The organism is Acidaminococcus intestini DSM 21505 (assembly GCF_000425045.1).
GTDB lineage: Bacteria > Bacillota > Negativicutes > Acidaminococcales > Acidaminococcaceae > Acidaminococcus > Acidaminococcus intestini.
In genome coordinates, this window is record NZ_AULA01000039.1 from 1 (window position 1) to 17,178 (window position 17,178).

Annotated in this window: 15 protein-coding genes; 9 read left to right on the forward strand and 6 right to left on the reverse strand. The window is 50.9% G+C overall.

Annotated elements, in window-relative coordinates; translation table 11 throughout:
• On the forward strand, window positions 1–126 hold a 126-nt coding region (locus H503_RS13000), incomplete at its 5' end, for an IS3 family transposase (RefSeq protein WP_035196356.1).
• Between the two features lie 502 nt (window positions 127–628).
• Here H503_RS13000 and H503_RS0109995 read toward each other — a convergent pair.
• Genes H503_RS0109995 through H503_RS0110005 form a run of 3 tightly spaced genes read right to left on the reverse strand, consistent with a single transcriptional unit; the run spans window position 629 to window position 5,423 of the window.
• Window positions 629–3,685 carry an efflux RND transporter permease subunit gene (locus H503_RS0109995; protein ID WP_014129172.1) on the reverse strand — a complete coding sequence of 1,019 codons (3,057 nt, stop codon included), beginning with the start codon at window positions 3,683–3,685 and terminating at the stop codon, window positions 629–631.
• Window positions 3,685–4,797 carry an efflux RND transporter periplasmic adaptor subunit gene (locus H503_RS0110000; protein WP_009015335.1) on the reverse strand — a complete coding sequence of 371 codons (1,113 nt, stop codon included), beginning with the start codon at window positions 4,795–4,797 and terminating at the stop codon, window positions 3,685–3,687. The genes H503_RS0109995 and H503_RS0110000 overlap by 1 nt, the downstream gene beginning before the upstream one ends.
• Entirely contained in the window at window positions 4,794–5,423 is a 630-nt protein-coding gene (locus tag H503_RS0110005; RefSeq protein ID WP_009015334.1) for a TetR/AcrR family transcriptional regulator, read from the reverse strand. Before H503_RS0110005 ends, H503_RS0110000 begins: the two co-directional genes overlap by 4 nt.
• A gap of 175 nt (window positions 5,424–5,598) precedes the next feature.
• Between H503_RS0110005 and H503_RS0110010 the strand changes: the two genes are divergently transcribed.
• The 3 genes from H503_RS0110010 (at window position 5,599) to serA (ending at window position 9,247) form a co-directional block, all read left to right on the forward strand.
• On the forward strand, window positions 5,599–6,369 hold the full coding sequence (locus H503_RS0110010; protein WP_009015333.1) for a C39 family peptidase: 771 nt from the start codon (window positions 5,599–5,601) through the stop codon (window positions 6,367–6,369).
• A 1-nt stretch (window position 6,370) separates the two neighbouring features.
• Entirely contained in the window at window positions 6,371–7,354 is a 984-nt protein-coding gene (locus H503_RS0110015) for a DNA recombination protein RmuC (protein ID WP_009015332.1), read from the forward strand.
• A 303-nt stretch (window positions 7,355–7,657) separates the two neighbouring features.
• Complete coding sequence (serA, locus tag H503_RS0110020; protein ID WP_009015331.1) at window positions 7,658–9,247, forward strand: phosphoglycerate dehydrogenase; 1,590 nt, start codon at window positions 7,658–7,660, stop codon at window positions 9,245–9,247.
• A 63-nt stretch (window positions 9,248–9,310) separates the two neighbouring features.
• Here serA and H503_RS0110025 read toward each other — a convergent pair whose 3' ends face one another.
• A complete protein-coding gene (locus H503_RS0110025) occupies window positions 9,311–10,258 on the reverse strand; it encodes a LysR family transcriptional regulator (RefSeq protein ID WP_009015330.1) in 948 nt (315 codons plus the stop codon).
• Window positions 10,259–10,464: 206 nt separating this feature from the next.
• Here H503_RS0110025 and H503_RS0110030 point away from each other — a divergent pair, with 206 nt between their 5' ends.
• Together H503_RS0110030 and glsA are read left to right on the forward strand one after the other, a co-directional pair.
• A complete protein-coding gene (locus H503_RS0110030; RefSeq protein ID WP_009015329.1) occupies window positions 10,465–11,871 on the forward strand; it encodes an alanine/glycine:cation symporter family protein in 1,407 nt (468 codons plus the stop codon).
• 26 nt (window positions 11,872–11,897) lie between these two features.
• Window positions 11,898–12,830, forward strand: a complete 933-nt coding sequence (gene glsA / locus H503_RS0110035) for a glutaminase A (protein ID WP_009015328.1) — start codon at window positions 11,898–11,900, stop codon at window positions 12,828–12,830.
• Between the two features lie 67 nt (window positions 12,831–12,897).
• Here glsA and H503_RS0110040 read toward each other — a convergent pair whose 3' ends face one another.
• Window positions 12,898–13,131, reverse strand: coding sequence for a helix-turn-helix domain-containing protein (locus H503_RS0110040; RefSeq protein ID WP_014129168.1), 234 nt, complete (start codon window positions 13,129–13,131; stop codon window positions 12,898–12,900).
• 318 nt (window positions 13,132–13,449) lie between these two features.
• Between H503_RS0110040 and H503_RS0110045 the strand changes: the two genes are divergently transcribed.
• The 3 genes from H503_RS0110045 (at window position 13,450) to H503_RS0110055 (ending at window position 16,422) form a co-directional block, all read left to right on the forward strand.
• The gene (locus tag H503_RS0110045) at window positions 13,450–14,052 is read left to right on the forward strand and encodes a DNA-3-methyladenine glycosylase I (RefSeq protein ID WP_009015326.1); all 603 of its coding nucleotides are present in this window, start codon (window positions 13,450–13,452) and stop codon (window positions 14,050–14,052) included.
• A gap of 23 nt (window positions 14,053–14,075) precedes the next feature.
• Window positions 14,076–14,954, forward strand: coding sequence for a DMT family transporter (locus H503_RS0110050; RefSeq protein ID WP_014129166.1), 879 nt, complete (start codon window positions 14,076–14,078; stop codon window positions 14,952–14,954).
• Window positions 14,955–15,126: 172 nt separating this feature from the next.
• Entirely contained in the window at window positions 15,127–16,422 is a 1,296-nt protein-coding gene (locus H503_RS0110055) for an O-acetylhomoserine aminocarboxypropyltransferase/cysteine synthase family protein (protein WP_009015324.1), read from the forward strand.
• Window positions 16,423–17,052: 630 nt separating this feature from the next.
• On the opposite strand, the gene H503_RS13005 is transcribed toward H503_RS0110055, so the two are convergent.
• The coding region (locus H503_RS13005; protein ID WP_035196356.1) for an IS3 family transposase at window positions 17,053–17,178 on the reverse strand (126 nt) is incomplete at its 5' end.

Consider the following 17,178-nt stretch of genomic DNA (forward strand, 5'->3'; position numbering starts at 1 on the left):
TCGTTCAAGGTATTTGCTAAAGCAGTGAAAGAATACATTCATTATTTCAACAAGGAAAGGATTCAGAAAAAAACAAAATGGATGCCTCCCGAAATATATCGGGAAACATCCACTAATGCCATTTAACTAATTTATATGCGTCCAGTTTTTGGGGTACACATCAAATGAGCGGTTCATTCCTTCGCAGTCTCTTTTTGTGCCGTCTTAGGCTTCGCCAAAATACTCCTTGAGTGTTTCCATGCCCGTCCGGTAGGTCGGAATGCCGCCTATGGCCATGCGGGCGTGGGTCTTGATTGCCCAAGGGATAAAGGAGCGCCCTCTCTATGAAAAAAGAGCCTGCGAGAATAGGGGGAACATTTCTTCGCAGGCTCGCGTTTGTTTATTCATTATGGGTTTATTACGTTATTGGCAAGAACCGTGACTTTGATAACATAATGGTTATACAGCCTCAAGGTTTTTATTCCATTAGCTTCTTGCCTGATAGCTGGGCGCTGGAGGTGACGACACGTGGTTAGGAGGGGAAGCGCCCAGGCGTCAACTATCGTAAATCGTGAGACGGGCTATCGTACGATACGGCATGAGCCCCTTGCCTCATATCGATCCTTTTTTAAAGCAAGGGGCTCACGTGCTACATCAAATCGGAGCGATTTTTGCTTCGAGTGGATTTAATCCTATAGACTGTGCAGTAAAGCGTCGGCAAAAAGAGCAGGGTGAGGGCCGTAGCTCCCGTAAGGCCGCAGGCCATGGCAATGGCCATGGCGTTCCAGAAGGGACTGGCAAACATAGGGACAAGACCCAGGATGGTTGTGAGCGCGGCCAGCATGATGGGACGGAAGCGCACCAGGGAGGCCTCGACAACGGCTTCGTAAGGTGTCATGCCAGCTTCTTCATGGAGGTCAATCTGCTGGATGATGACCATGGAGTTGCGGATGACCGTGCCAATAAGGGCAAAGGAACCTACTTCTGCCATAACACCCATGGGTGCATTGAAAAGGAGCAGTCCCAGGGCAATCCCGGTAATGCACAGGGGCGCCGTTGCAAGGATGACAAAGAGCTTGCGGATGTCTTTCATTTGGAACATGAGAAGGATCAGCATCAGCACGAGCATGCCCGGGATTGGTCCCAGAAGGTACTGGGTGGCCTGCGTGCTGCTTTCCAGTGGCCCATCGATGGCAATGGTAACGCCTGGCGGGAGGCTTTCCCGAAGGCCTTCCATATCTTTCCAGATGGTTTTTGCCACGTCATTTCCTGTAACCCCTTTGCCGACATCTGCACCGATGGTAATGGTGGGCTGCAGATTGCGGCGCCAAATCATGTTGTTTTCCATAGTCGGGGTGATACGGGCTACCTGCGAGAGCGGAATGGAGCCCGATGCGGTGGGAATGGTGATGGCCTCCATGTCGCTTAAGGAATTGCGGTCCTTTTTGTCAAGCTGGAAGACCAAGGGTCGGATTTGGTCGCCGTCATAATACTGGGCGAAGGAATATCCGGAGACATTGGCGTATAGGACACTAGCTACCGTACTTCTTGTCAGGCCCAATTGCTTGAGACGGTCATTATCGATTTCAATCTTGACCGCCGGGGCCTTTTCCATCCAGTCGAAGATGGTCATGGTGACATTGGGATTCTTTTCCATTTCATCCCGAACCTTAGCTGCATAGGTACGGCATAGATCCGCTGTCGGGGCGGAAACACGGAACATGACGGGATAATCCTTCGGCGGTCCGAGAGGAATCGACTTGGAATAGGCTGTTACTTCCGGCAGCTCCATTTTGATGATCTTATCAATCTTTTTGGCAACGCGTTCCCGGGCCTTAACGTCCTTTGCAACCGTGACGAGCTGGGCATAGTTGTCACGGGGCTGGACGGGATTTAGAACGAGAATGAAACGAGGGGAACTTTTGCCGATATAGGCCGAATAGTGATCGACATCAGGGTCACCGTCGATCGCCTTCATGAGGGTATTCATGGCACGGTCACTTTCCTTGATGCCGGCGCCTTCGGGGAGGTGAAGCTCTGTAATGACCTCAGGACGCACCGATTCGGGAAAGAACTCCTGTTTGACGAGGGAGAGAAGGCCTATGGACCCCAGCAGGCAGGTGAGGGAGCCGGCGATGACCGTCTTGCGGTGGGCCAGGCACCAATCGATGATACGGCGGAACTTATTGTAAAAAGGTGTGTCATAACTTTCCTGTTCAATCACTTTAGGCCTGATCCATTCATAGCCCAAGGTGGGGGCAACGGTTTGGGAAACAAACCAGGAGAACATGAGGGTCATGGTGATGACCGGGAAAAGGGAGCCCGCAAATTCCGATACATTTGAATTCGCAAAGGCAATAGGAAGAAAACTGGCACAGGTGATCATGGTCCCAAAGCAAAGGGTCATGCCGTTTGTCTTAAAGGCGTAGGTGGCTGCTTCAAGGCGGTCCATGCCTTCGCTCATCTTGACTTCCATGAGCTCGACAACGACAATCGCGTCATCAACGAGCATTCCAAGGGAGATGATCAGGGCCCCTAGGGAAATCTTGTGCAGATCGATTCCCATGAGGTACATCCCTACAAAGGAGCCCATAAGGACAAGGGGAATACAGACGGAAATGACATAGCCGCATTGGCGCCCCATGGAAAAAAGGCTCACAACAAGGACGATGAGGATGGCTTCATAGAGCCCTTCCGTAAATTCACTGATGGAGTCCTCAACAACCTTGGGTTGGTTAGCTACTTGGGAAAGATCCATTCCCAAGGGCAGTTCTGCCTGCATTTTTGCTGTCAGTTTTTCTAAATTATGGCCCAAGGTAATATTATTGCCGCCATCTTTCATGGAAATGGCGATGCCGATAGCTTCTTTGCCGTTGGCATACATCTTGGGTTCAGGCGGGTCGGGGTATTCCTGGGTTACGCTGGCAATATCCCCCAAACGGAAGGTCCGTCCGCCTTGTGTAATCAGGATGCTGCGGATTTCATCAAGGGCCTTTGTCATGCCTGTAACCCGAATCTGGACGTTGTCCCCTTTGGCATCGACAGTTCCTGTGGCCGCCATGGCCGTTTCACCGCGGATGGCGCTGGTGACGCTGTCAAGGGAAAGTCCCAGCTCGGCGAGTTTGGTATTGGACATGCGGATGTAGATGTTCATGGGCTGCTCACCAATGAGTTCCACTTTGGATACATCGGGAACGGTGTAAAACTGGCGCTTTAGCTCTTCAGCCTTGGCGCGCAGGTCTTCCTTGGAGAAGCTGTCCGATGTGAGAGCATAGATATTGCCGTAGACATCATCAAAACGATCATCGAAGTAAGGCCCATAGATGCCGTCCGGCAGTTCTGACTGATGATCGATGACATAATTGCGAACTTCCAGCCAATGTTTGCGAACCTCGCTGTTGGGGACCTGTTCTTTTAGGATGACGTTTACGACTGAAACGCCGGGGCGGGAATAGCTCGTAATATAGTCGATGTCCGGTGTGGCTTGGACCATCTTGTCCAGCTTGCTGGTCACAAGTTCCTGCATTTCATCCGCCGTGGCCCCGGGCCAGGCCGCGGAAATGACCATCTGGCGGACGACAAAGTTTGGGTCTTCACTGCGGCCCAAACTGTGGAAGGAAAAGATGCCGGCGATGAAAATGAGAACCGTAAAGAAATAGACGACTTGCCGGTGCTTGACGCACCAACGGGATAAATTGAAGTTCATCAGGTGTCACTTCCTTCCACTTTGACCTCCATCCCTTCCTTGAGTTTGCTGATGCCGCCCGTGACGATGCAGTCGCCTTCTGTCAGGCCATCGGTAATCGTAACCGTGTCATCTTCGTAACTGCCCAAGGTAACAGGATGCAGAAAGACGCGGCCATCCGTGACAACCCAGATGCCAGTTTTCCCGGCAGCTTCATAGAGGGCGGAACGAGGAACCATGAGGGCGGCTGTGCCTTTTTTCATTAAAGCCACTTTTGCGGTCATACCAAGCTGCGCCCCTTGAGGCATTTCCGTGAGGGAAACCCGGACCTTGTAGGTCTTTGTAGCAGGGTCTGCCATGGGGGAGATGTAACGGACCGTACCTGCTGCTTCTTCGTTATGAAGGGCCCAGAAAGTTACCGTGACGGGAGTTCCTGGTGCAATGGACGCAAGTCGGCTTTCGGGAACGAAAATCTCCACTTCCCGCTGTCCGTCCTGAATGACGGTTGCCATGGGGCTTCCCGCTGTGGCTACTTGTCCCACTTCGCCGGAAAGGGCGGCTACGACGCCGTCATGATCGGCCGTAAGTTCTGTATAGCTGAGCTGGTTCTGGGCCGTTTGGAGACTGGCTGATGCCTGGGAAAGGGCGGCACTGGCGGCTTCTTCCTCGGTCCGATACTGGTCCCACAAGGAGGCGCTGACGGCTCCCTCTTCATAGAGGGCTTCGTAGCGGCTGGCATTGTCGCGGGCAAGCTTGGCTCGGCTGGCGGCGGCATTTACGGCTGCTTCAGCGTTCCTGACTTGTTCCCTTACATCCTTTGGATCAATGGTCATGAGGACGTCGCCGGCTTTTACCGTATCGCCGAGGTTTACGAGGCGTTTGGTGATGCGCCCGTTTACCTGGAAGGAAAGGACGGATTCATATTTGCCTCGGACTGTGCCAGGATAGGTGTAGGTCCCACTCGTTTCATCCGTACCGACCGTTATGGTCCTTACATAAGGAATGGTCTTGGCGGTCTTGGGTGGGAAAAGGATCTGGTAGAGAGCGCGCCCCAAAAGGATGAGGAAGAAGAACGCGGCAATCAGGGCAATCCGTTTTTTATGATGGGCCATATAGGCTTTGATTTGATTCATGGCTTGGGACTCCTTTCTGCTCTTTTCATGGGTGTCATGACAAAATCGATGAGTTCATCGAGGACTTCTTCTGTTGGTCTATGATCGGGGTTAAGGGGAGTTGCCCGGTCCTTGACAAGGTAGAGGGTTTCCGTAATGGATTCCACCGTAAAGACGATATGGGAAAGCGCCCTCTCATCGGGAAATGGGTTCAGGAGACCTTCTTCGGCAGCCTTTTGGAAAAGGGATTTCAAATAGTTCCCCATGGAAAGGATCCGCTGCCAAACCGTATCATCAAGAAGGCCCGAGGGCATGATGAGTTCCTTGTAGCAAAGATCGAGATGGCCTGACGGATCAAGCTGGGTACGGAGCAGGGCCTTTAGGAAATAATGAATTTTTTGCAGGGAATCAAGAGGGGTCTCTTTCGTTTCCTGCTTGAGGTCATCAATGATCGAGAGCTGTCGGTCCACGACAGCGCGGTATAGGTCTTTCTTGCCTCCAAAGTAATAGGAAATAAGGGCGGGACTGCAGCCGGCCTTTTCTCCTAGTTCCTTGATGGTGACGGGATAATACCCTTTTTGTGTAAACAGCGCTTCCGCCGCTGTAATAAGGGCCCTGATCGTAAGGCTGGGATCCCTTTTTTTCATGGCAATCTTCCTTTCTATTAATTGATTAATTGATTAATTAATTAATAGTATACCACTCCTTTTTTGTTTTGTAGAGTAGGAAAGAGGCTAGGGGCTACCAAAAATGAAAAAACTTGTTATAATAAAAAGGAATTTACAAACAAAAGTTTGAATAATGGAAAGAAGGCGACCTATCATGAAGTTACTACATCCAGCAGCGCTGTTTTTGACCTTTGTCCTTACTGCGGGAAGCGCGGTGGCTTTTGCAGCCCCGGATCTTACGGAAGCCCTAAAAAAAGACGGTGGCGGTCCAGCTGCCTATCTTCATCAATTCGATCAAAAGGATTCCCCCTATTATGTCCATCCTGATTTTTACCGGATGAAGTCTCACGGCTCATTGCTTCTCCTTTCCCACTACCGGACGCATCAGCAGGAGACGGAATATACCTGCGGCCCGGCAGCGGCACTTACGGTCGCTGACTATTATCTTGGCAAATCGCCTCATAGTGAAATGGAAATCGCCCGCATCATGGAAACGCATCCGTGGGGAATGGAAGATGTAGGAACAAATACAAGGGGAATGGTGCGTTATTTTACCGGTATGGGCTGGACGGTCCATTCTTCCCTCACGGATGGTTCCCCGGAAACCTATGAGGCCTTTGTGGCCTTTGTGAAGCAGAACCTTTCCCAAGGCATTCCTATTATGGTTGAAAATGTGGATTGGGGCGGTCATTGGCGCGTTATTATCGGGTTTGATTCCCTTGGAGATGACAAGGGGGCCAATGATGTCCTGATCATGGCCGATCCCTATGACACAACCGATCATTTGCAGGATGGCTACGGCATTGTCCCCAGCCAGCGCTTTTATTATACGTGGTTTGATGCTAAGCTCTTTCGCCCTGGTGAAGCGGATCGGCAGTGGCTGACAGCTGTCCCGCCCCAAAAACTGAAGAAAGGAACGCATTGATATGGAATTGCTCCTTCTTGCCCTCTTGTTGGGGGCCCTCCTTTTTACCATCATCCTGCTCTTCCAGATGCAGCGTTCGCTCCGGGAACGGGATGCCTACGAGGCCGAGGTAGCCCGGCAGAATGCAGAACAGCTGCGTTCGAGCCTTGATCAGAAGGTGACCTTGTCCATGAGCGTTGTCAGCGACCGACTTCAGCAGGTGAGCCGCAGCTTGGGAACGCTCCAGAGCCTTTCCCAGAATGTAGGGGATCTTAAGAAGGTGATGGGGAATGTCAAAAATCGCGGCATTTGGGGTGAAATGCAGTTGGCGCGCCTGCTTAGCGATATGCTGGCCCCTGATCAGTATGGAACGAATGTAGCCATCCGGCCAAGAAGTCAGGAACGGGTGGAATTTGCCATCTGTCTTCCCGGGAAGGATGGAAAGACGCCTGTCTGGCTTCCTATTGATGCAAAACTGCCCCAAGAAGATTACCTGCGTCTTCTGGAAGCCCGTGAAACGGATGATGAAGATGCCGCGCAGCAGGCCTTAAAAGGATTGGCGGCCCGGGTAAAGCAGGAAGCCCGGGATATTCGGGATAAATATATTGCCCCGCCGTACTCAACGGATTTTGGCATCCTCTATCTGCCCCTTGAAGGGCTCTTTGCGGAAGTGACCTCTGTGCCCGGCCTTTTGTCGGAACTGCAGCAGAAATATCGCGTGACCGTGGCCGGTCCAACAACGCTTGCTGCACTCATCAACAGCCTGCTCATGGGATTTAGGACCCTGATGGTGGAGAAAAAGACGAGTGAAGTCTGGCGTTTTGTTGTCAGGATCCAGCAGGATATGGAAAGCTTTGATCTTGCTGTGGACCGGGCCCAGAAAAAAATAGACGATGCGGCTTCTGCCTTGGAGGCCGTATCCCAGCGTTCCAAAATCCTGAAGGACCATCTTGCCCGAGCCGAAAAATTTTCAAATGCTCTTGACAAACAAAACGAAAGAAACTAAAATACAGAACATAAAGTTTAAAACATTTAATTAATATCATTAAAATTATTGATGAAGGAGAATAGTACAGGTCTCCCATCCTCCAAGAGAGCCGCGATAAGGTGGAACGCGGCAGGGTGGGTCTTGGAATCCGCTCCGGAAATGATAGGGAAAGAACCTATCCGGGCAGTGCGGCCGTTACCCCGTTTGAAGGCCCATTGGGTAAAACAAGGTGGCACCACGTGAGAGCTTCTCCCGTCCTTGGCGACTGTTGTCGCAGGGATGGGAGTTTTCTTTTTACGGGCGCCGAGAGGAGGAAGCATCATGGAAAAACAAAAAGTGCTTGTCGCGGAACGGATCTCGGATAAGGGGGTGGTCTGCCTAAAGGCTGAGAAGGCCCTTGATGTGACCGTTGATTTTGACATCAAGCGGGAGGATCTCTTACAGGTCATTGGGAATTATGATGCCCTCATTGTCCGCAGCGTGACAAAGGTCAACGAGGAGCTGTATGATGCGGCAAAAAAACTCAAGGTGATTGGCCGGGCTGGCAATGGTGTGGATAATATCGATCTTGACGGTGCCACCAAACGGGGCATCATTGTGGTCAATACGCCGGAAGCCAATATCATTTCGGCCGCTGAACATACCATCGGTCTCCTGCTTGCAAGCTGCCGCAATACGGTCCGGGCCAACAAGATGCTCGAAGAAGGCATCTGGGAACGCAAGGACCTCAAAGGCAGCGAGCTCTATCATAAAACGCTTGGCATCATTGGGCTTGGCCGCATTGGGGCTCTTGTTACAAAGCGCATGCATGCCTTTGATATGCGCGTCATTGCCTATGATCCTTATATCCCTGATTCCCGTTTTCAGCGCCTTGGTGTGGAAAAATGTGAGACCTTGGATGATTTGCTGAAAGAAGCGGATGTCATTACCATCCACACGCCTAAGACGGAAGAGACGGTCAATATGCTGGGCGCGGCTGAATGGAAGAAGTGCAAGAAAGGTGTTCGCGTCGTCAACTGTGCCCGCGGCGGGCTTTACAATGAACAGGACCTTGCCGAAGCAGTGAAGGAAGGAATCGTAGCAAGCGTCGGGCTTGACGTTGTGGTGGATGAACCCAATCCCATCTCTCCCCTCATCGGGATGCCTCAATGCGTTGTGACGCCCCACCTTGGGGCCAGCACTTTTGAGGCTCAGGATAAGGTGGGCCTTGCCATAGCCGAGGAAGTCATCAATGTCCTTGGCGGCAAGATGGTTCCCAACGCCGTGAACCTTCCTGCCATTGCGGCAACGGAACTGGAAGATCTGCGGGGCTACCTTGCACTGGGGGATGCCTTGGGAAAACTTTACTATCAATTGAAAAAAGCACCGGTGGACCGGCTGGAGATTGTTTATGAAGGGGCCGCGGCCCAGCAGGAGACGCAGATGGTGACCCGCAGCATCCTTCAAGGTCTCTTGTCACCGGTCCTGCGGGAACGGGTCAATATGGTCAATGCTGAACTGGCCGCTGAAACGCGGGGCATTACTGTGACAGAAGGTAAGGTCAAGGGGGAGGGCCGCATGAACCGAGTGGCTGTCCGCATTGGGGCTGGTAAGGAGAGCTTTACGGCAGCTGGCATGGTGACGCCGGATAATCAGCCTCATATTACGGAAGTCGAGGGCTATCAGTTCGATACGATTCCGGCGCCTTACATGATTTTTGCCCGCAATGATGATAAACCGGGGATGATTGGTCAGATTGGGACCCTTTTGGGCGCCGGACACGTCAACATTGCGACCATGCAGGTCAGCCGTAAGAAAAAAGAAGGGACTGCCATGATGGTACTCACCGTCGACAGCGCGGTCGATGGGGCTACCCTTGAGATTGTACGGAACCTTGACGGTATCAGTGATGCCCAGTTGGTCCGCCTCTGATCGGAACTGCAAAAAAGGACTGGAAGAGAAGGAAAATCCTTCTTTTCCAGTCCTTTTTCAAGGTTAGTCGATGTCCGCCATCTCCATTCTTTTGAAGCGGGTGGACACAAGGTCGAGGAAATCCTGCTCCATCTGGGAAGGTTTGGTCTCTTTTTTTCGAATGGCGCCAAAGCGGAACCGTTCCTCGCAGCCAAGGAGCGGTACGGAGATGACACCGTAGAGGGAATCTTGGTCCCGGAATTCCATGATGCCCACAGTAAAGAAATTGGTTCGCGACAGGAGGCGCATCTGTTCCTGACGGTCATTGACGTAGATGATCTTGCGGGCGTTGTTCAGGTCGATGGGGCCTGATTCCGTCGTCAGATGATAGATAAAATCCTCATACTGGCCAATGTAGCGGACAAAGCCGTAGTCGACAAGTTCTCGGATGTCGATACCATGGCGTCCAACGGTGCGGATGAGTTCATGTTCCGAGGAAAGGCATACATAAGGCCGAAAGGTGGCAAGGGGTTCATAGATAAGGCCCTGCTCCTCAAAGTTCCTAGCAAGATCGTCCGCCTCTTTTCCGGCCATATGAAGGATGCCGATGTTGGAGCGGTTTTCCTTTACATCTTGGACGACATCGAGGGTGGCTCCTTCACAGAGCCGGCCCGTAAAACTGTCAATGTCCTGATAGCGTCGGCAAATCTCGTTGTAGCACTCTGCTGTATGGGAAAATCGGGTCATGCTTACATTGAGGCAGCTTTTTTCGATGCGGTGGGCATTCACCATGTTCTGGAGGCGGTCCATTTCCTTGAGGATGACCTGACAGTGGAGGAGGATGCGCTGACCGTCGACAGTGAGTTTTGTCCCGTGGCTGGTTCGGCGGAAGAGGGTAAGCCCCATTTCCTTTTCCAGCTGGCGGATGATGTGGCTCAGCTGGGGTTGGGAAATATAGGCGGCTTTGGCTGCTTGGGTAATGGAGCCGTATTTGGCGACGGCAGCAAAATAGCGTAAATTATTTGTATCCATGGTGATTTCCTTTACTCATTGGTTCCGATGCTGTGATATGGCTATTATATCATAGGAATGAGGGGGAAAGAGATTTTCATGAGGGCCATTTATAAATGCAATACCCCACATGCAGCATTCCAATTATCGCTGATGCCCCCGTTTTCATTATAATAGAAATGAAAATATTCGAACTATTGTTAAAACAGTGAAAAGGAAGTGCGAACATAGTAGAAATCCTTGATGCAATCGACAGTGTCCTCTATTATCCCATCCTGCTTGTGGTCATGGCCGCGGCCGGTCTTTATTTCAGCCTCCGCATGGGATTTGTACAGATTCACCGGCTCCCCGAGGGGATGCGTCTTGTCATGGCAAAACCGACGGATGAAAAGGGGACGAGCCCTTTTCAGGCGCTGATGGTCTCTTCGGCTGCCTGCGTTGGAACGGGCAACATTATCGGAATCTCTACGGCAATCTGCCTCGGCGGTCCTGGCGCCGTCTTCTGGATGACCGTCATGGCCCTTATTGGGGCCGCATCATCTTTTGTGGAGTGCACCTTGGCGCAGATCTATAAGCGGAAAAATTCCGATGGGACAAGCTATGGCGGACCGGCTTATTACATCGAAGATGCCCTCCACAACAAGACCCTTGCCACGGCTTTTGTTGTCTTTCTGCTTCTGACCTATTCTTTTGGTTTTAACCTTGTCTGCTCCTACAATGTACAGTCTACTTTCTCTGTCTACAGTTTCTATGATCCCAGCGTGACGCCCGCCATCATCGGGGCCATCCTTGCCATCTTGTGTGGGGCCTGTGTCATGGGGGGTGCCAAACGAATCGAAAAAGCGGCCAGTATCCTTGTGCCCTTCATGGGTGTGGCTTATGTCATTGTAACGGCCATCGTCCTTGTCATGAATCTTGGCATGATCCCCTATGTCATTTCCATGATCCTCGAAGACGCATTCAATTTCAAGGCTATCCTTAGCGGTGTAGCAGGCAGCTGCCTTGTCATGGGCATCAAACGCGGCCTGTATTCCAATGAATCAGGGGTCGGATCTGCACCAAACGCCGCTGCTTCAGCCATCGTATCCCATCCGGTCAAGCAGGGCCTCGTGCAGATGCTTACGGTCTATATCGATACGATCATCCTCTGCAATGCCACGGCCTTCATGTGCTTTGTTTCCGGTGTGGTCCCTACCAAGGAAGCCGCTGGTGCGGTTTGGGTACAAAACTCCCTTTTCAGCGAGCTGGGGCATTTTGGACCGCTCTTTATTACTGTGGCTATGTTGATTTTCTCCTTTACGACCCTCATCGGCAATATCTATTATTGTGAAAATGGACTTGCGTACCTGAATGGTAAGAAGATGCCGAGCCCGTCCTTCATGAGAGGATTCCACATCTATGCCATCCTTATTGTCTTTATTGGGGCCATCATTCCCATGACGGCAGCTTGGAGTCTTGCCGATATCACCATGGGCGGCATGACTCTCATCAATCTGCCGGCCTGTGTTGCCCTATCCGGCGTTGTCATCAAGGCCTACAAAGACTACGAAAAGCAAAAAGCGCAGGGCCTTGATCCGGTCTTTAAAGCGGAATCCATCGGGATGGACCCCGAAGAACTTGATTTCTGGAAATAATTTCATTGAGAAAGGGGTTACACACTATGGCAGTTGACGTACAATCCATCTTGGAAATGGCTCTCGAAAAAGGACGCAACGTCCTTTATGAAGGTAAGGTGGCAAGCTACATCCCAGAACTTGCCAAGGCCGATTCGTCCAACCTTGGCGTCTGTCTCATGAAAAAAGATGGGACCATCTATAAGGCCGGGGATTACAACATTCCCTTCACCATGCAGAGCATTTCCAAGACTTTTTCCCTTATCTTGGCGCTTCAGACGGCGGGTTACGATAAAGTCTTCAGTAAAATTGGCATGGAGCCAACTGGTGATCGCTTTGACAGCATCCTGCAGCTGGAATTAAAGGATTGGCGTCCTTTTAATCCCATGATCAATGCGGGTGCCATCGTTACGGCAAGCTGTGTAGAAACGGAAGATCCCTTCGGCAGTTTCCTGGAACTTGTCCGTAAAGTCTGCAATAATCCTCGCATCAGTCTCAATGAAGAAGTCTATCAGTCTGAAAAACGAACGGGGACGCGGAATCGTTCCATTGCTTTTCTCCTAAAGAGCGACAATGTCCTTGATGGAGAACCGGAAGATATCCTCGATATTTACTTCCGCATGTGCTCTGTCATGGTAACGGCCAAGGATCTTGCCCGTTATGGTATGGTCCTTTCCAACCACGGCATCGATCCTGATACAGGTGAGCAGCTAATCGATCCCACCATTGTACGGATTGTGACGACCCTCATGATGCTCTGCGGCATGTATGATGAATCGGGCGAATATGCAGTTAAGGTCGGACTGCCTAGTAAAAGTGGTGTCGGCGGCGGCATCGTGGCCATTTCCCGTAAAGGGGTGGGCATTGGTACCTTTGGGCCGATGCTCAACAAAAAGGGAAACTCCGTCGGCGGTGAAAAGATTCTGCAGGTCCTTTCCCGGGAACTGGGGCTTCACGTTTTTGACCTGGCAACCTTCTGATGCTGAAAGGGCTCAGGACTTTCGAATAAAAAAGATGACCAGCTCCTTTGGGAACCGGTCATCTTTTTTATTCTTCCTCTTTGTCAGAACCGAATTGGCTGCCTCCGCTGGTGACCCATTTTTCAAGGTCAGAAAGCCGGAATTTCCACTGCTTTCCAATTTTGACTGCTGGAATGCCACGCTTTTCACGCAGCCAGGAACGAACCGTAACCACACTGACCCCTAGGTAATTTGCTGCCTGTTCAATAGAGACCCATTTATCCATGGGATCGACTTGATGCGTACTGTTTTCTTTGGGCATATGATTTCTCCCTCCCCATAAGTGCGTCTACTCTTCTGCCAGGCAAATCTTGGGCCTGACACGCTAAAATGGAACGATAGCTTCCAGGAGCTCCATCATCCCGGATGATAGCCATGATTTTTCTCATCAATAACGAAAGCTATCAAAGAATAGAGTCGTTTTTCATTCGCTATTATTATATACTGAAAGCCTAGTAAAAAACAATTGTTATTTCGGAAAAAACTTGAACAAATAGTCTAAAAGAACACTTCTCGGGAAGCGGTTTTCTTTCCTGCCGACTCATGGTACAATGCGAAGAGAATCTTTTGGGAGGGCAACATGAGCTGTCACGCTTGGTGTACGATCAATCCGTTGATGAAGGCCTATCATGATCAGGAATGGGGCGTTCCGCTCCATGATGATCGGGCCCTTTTTGAATTCTTGATGCTTGAGGCCCTGCAGTGCGGACTGAGTTGGGATCTTATCCTCAAAAAACGGGAGGCCTTGAAAGAGGCATTTAGGGGGTTTGACCCTCTGACCATTGCCACTTTTGGGGAATGCGACGTGACCCGTATCATGGCCACGGACGGTGTCATCCATTCGGAACGCAAGATTCGTGCCGTCATCAAAAATGCCCGGGCCTATCTTGCCGTTGCCAAGGAATATGGCAGTTTTGACCGCTATCTTTGGGGGTATACAAAGGGAAAGACCCTCTTTTACAAAGGGCATGGGACAGGGACCCTCCCGACCGCCAATGGCCTATCCAGGGCTATCAGCCGGGACCTTAAGAAGCGGGGCTTTTCCTTTGTCGGACCTGTCACCATTTATTCCTATCTTGAAGCTGTCGGCGTCATCAACGATCATGATGAATCATGTCCTCGCTATCAAGCGCTCTTTAGCCTCAGCGATGCGGTCTGGGCCGATCCCTTTGAAGAAAGCTGACCTTTTTGGAAAGGACCACGATTATGAAAAAAACACATCAATATGGGGTGATGCTTGTTCTTGTTGGGGCAACGCTATGGGGAAGCAGCAGCAACAGTTTGGAATACCTCATGACTTATCAACATTTTTCCTGGGATACGGTCCTTGCAATCCGCATGGTTGTCACGGCCGCGGTCTTTCTTTTGATCAGCGGCCTGCGTGGGGAAAAGCTCCTGGAACCTGTCAAAAAGGATTTTTTGAGGCTCCTTCGCTTTACGGTCCTGGGTCTTTATACCATGCAGGTTCCTTTTACGATTGCCATCCATTACAGCAATGCAGCAACAGGAACGGTCCTGCAGTATCTCATGCCCGTTATCCTGCTGGGTTATTACCTTATTTTGGAACGACGGCGTCCTCGTCGGCGGGAAGCAGTGGCCGCTTTCCTTGCCATTGTCGGAACCTTCCTCATTGCGACAAAAGGGGAGGGAGCAGCGCTTGCCATCTCTCGGGAAGCCCTTTTCTGGGGCATCCTGAGCGCCTTTGGTATGGCATTTTATACGGCTTTCGCCGCCGATCTCCTGCACCGCTATCCGACCTTTCTGATTATCGGCTGGGGGAGCCTGGGCAACGCCCTGCTCCTTATGGCCCTCAATCATCCAACCCTTGAAGGGACCCTGTGGACGGCAGGTACCCTTGCCGCCTTTGGTATCATCATTGTCCTGGGAACCCTCATTGCCTATACGGTGTACCTTGAAAGCACGAAATATATCCCCGCCTCGGAAACCGGTGCCCTTGCGGCTTTTGAACCGCTGTCCGCTTATGCGGTATCCATCCTCTTTATGGGAAACCGCGTGGGTTTTGTGGAAATGGCGGGTGCCCTGTGCATCATGGTCATGGTATGGATGCTTTCCAAAAAGGCTTGATCAGATGAATCATCATACGACTCATCATACGAACGTCCAAGCAAACTGTAACATTTGGAATAGTCGAATCTTCCTTGGTGGAGAACTTGCCTAACTAGTTGACAGGTCATTTTGTACCCCCTATAATCAATTCATATTTTAAGACTATGAATTGACTATAGGGGGTATTGTGATGAGTGAAGGAAAAGCGTATCATTTTGAAACACTGCAGCTCCATGTAGGGCAGGAACAGCCGGACCCATCGACCGGGGCCCGTGCCGTACCGATTTACATGAGTACATCCTACGTCTTTAAGGATTCTGCCCAAGCATCGGACCGTTTTGCCTTGAAGGATGCTGGTTTCATTTACAGCCGGCTGGGGGATCCAACAAGCGATGTCCTTGAAAAACGCCTTGCTGCACTGGAAGGCGGCGTGGGAGCACTTGTGACCGCAACGGGGGCGGCGGCCATCAGCTATACCATCCAGGCCCTTTGCCATAAGGATGACCACATTGTGGCCGCAACAACCATCTATGGCGGGACCTATAACCTTTTTGCCCATACCTTGCCTGATTTTGGCATTGAAACGACCTTTGTCGATCCGACAAAGGGTTCATCCGTTTTTGAAGGGGCCATCCGGGAAAATACGCAGCTCCTTTACATTGAGACCGTAGGCAATCCGAATGCCAACCTCATTGACATCGGCGCCGTGGCGGAGATTGCCCATAAACATGGAATCCCCCTTGTGGTGGATAATACCTTTGCTACGCCTTATCTCGTCCGTCCTTTTGAGTTTGGTGCCGACATCGTTGTCCACTCGGCGACAAAATTCATTGGCGGTCATGGTACGACCCTGGGCGGGGTTATTGTGGACAGCGGCAAATTTGATTGGGCTGCATCGGGTAAATTCCCTTGGCTTGTGGAGGCAAATCCCAGCTATCATGGTCTGAGCTTTACGCGTGATGTGGGAGCGGCTGCTTTTGTTACTTATGTTCGGGCTGTCATTCTCCGCGACTTGGGAGCTACCCTGTCTCCTTTTGCGGCTTTTATGCTCCTTCAGGGAACGGAGACCCTTTCCCTGCGTGTAGAGCGGCAAGTGGAAAATGCCCTTAAGGTTGTCGACTTCCTTGCCCATGATCCCCATGTAGCCAAGGTGAATCATCCTTCCCTTGACAATCATCCCGATCATGAACTCTATCGGAGATATTTCCCCCATGGCGGGATCAGCATCTTTACTTTTGAAATCAAGGGCGGTCCAGAAGCGGCCCGTACCTTCATCGATCATCTGAAGGTCTTCTCCCTTCTGGCAAATGTAGCAGATGTGAAGAGCCTTGTAATCCATCCGGCCTCAACAACCCATTCACAGATGACGGAAGAAGAACTCCTTAGTTCAGGGATTACGCCGTCAACAATCCGTCTTTCCATTGGGGCGGAACATATTGATGATATCTTGGAAGATCTCAAAACAGGCTTTGCTGCTTTAGACTAAGAGTTTCTTGTTCGTCGTACAAATCGCGCCGATTCTTCAGATTACGGTGCCTTCATTGCTTACTTCTTATTTTAGGGACGCAATCGAGGATGACGATTCGTACGACGATACGTTCCTGATTGGGGGATACCTTACGCCTGGGCGCTCCCCCTCCTAACCACGTGTCGTCACCTCCCGCACCCAGCTTATCAAAGCGGAAGATTTTTTCAATCTTCGGCCCATATGGCCCCATCTACTTTGTCGCCCGCGACCTCAATCTCCTCGACGTACCGGCCTCTGGCCGCAAGGAAACTCACGCGTCGCCGCTTTGTTTTTGGAGGCACCGCTTCGGAGAACCTTTGCGCAACAGCTCCCGCGTCGCTGCGCTATCAGATTGCTGACGTCTCAGGTCCGCCGTCGTCGCTGAGGCCGGGAGCTCCTCGTATCTGGACCCATCTGATCCGAATTTGTAAAAAGCAAATGGAAAAAGACCATAAGTGGAAAACTAACAACTGCTTCCTAAATGAATCCTAGCTGGGGGAAGATTGCTGCTGTACAGCAGTTGCGTTGTCTTTGTAAATAGCAAAACCATAGGAAAAGAGACTGCGAAGAAATGATGTGTACCCCAAAAACTGGACGCATATAAATTAGTTAAATGGCATTAGTGGATGTTTCCCGATATATTTCGGGAGGCATCCATTTTGTTTTTTTCTGAATCCTTTCCTTGTTGAAATAATGAATGTATTCTTTCACTGCTTTAGCAAATACCTTGAACGA

Coding starts and splice junctions, on each gene's coding strand:
- H503_RS0109995 (WP_014129172.1), bottom strand. CDS start 3,685: ATGAACTTCAATTTATCCCGTTGGTGCGTCAAGCACCGGCAAGTCGTC.
- serA (WP_009015331.1), top strand. CDS start 7,658: ATGGAAAAACAAAAAGTGCTTGTCGCGGAACGGATCTCGGATAAGGGG.
- H503_RS0110015 (WP_009015332.1), top strand. CDS start 6,371: ATGGAATTGCTCCTTCTTGCCCTCTTGTTGGGGGCCCTCCTTTTTACC.
- H503_RS0110050 (WP_014129166.1), top strand. CDS start 14,076: ATGAAAAAAACACATCAATATGGGGTGATGCTTGTTCTTGTTGGGGCA.
- H503_RS0110005 (WP_009015334.1), bottom strand. CDS start 5,423: ATGAAAAAAAGGGATCCCAGCCTTACGATCAGGGCCCTTATTACAGCG.
- H503_RS0110000 (WP_009015335.1), bottom strand. CDS start 4,797: ATGAATCAAATCAAAGCCTATATGGCCCATCATAAAAAACGGATTGCC.
- H503_RS0110010 (WP_009015333.1), top strand. CDS start 5,599: ATGAAGTTACTACATCCAGCAGCGCTGTTTTTGACCTTTGTCCTTACT.
- H503_RS0110025 (WP_009015330.1), bottom strand. CDS start 10,258: ATGGATACAAATAATTTACGCTATTTTGCTGCCGTCGCCAAATACGGC.
- H503_RS0110045 (WP_009015326.1), top strand. CDS start 13,450: ATGAGCTGTCACGCTTGGTGTACGATCAATCCGTTGATGAAGGCCTAT.
- H503_RS0110055 (WP_009015324.1), top strand. CDS start 15,127: ATGAGTGAAGGAAAAGCGTATCATTTTGAAACACTGCAGCTCCATGTA.
- H503_RS0110040 (WP_014129168.1), bottom strand. CDS start 13,131: ATGCCCAAAGAAAACAGTACGCATCAAGTCGATCCCATGGATAAATGG.
- glsA (WP_009015328.1), top strand. CDS start 11,898: ATGGCAGTTGACGTACAATCCATCTTGGAAATGGCTCTCGAAAAAGGA.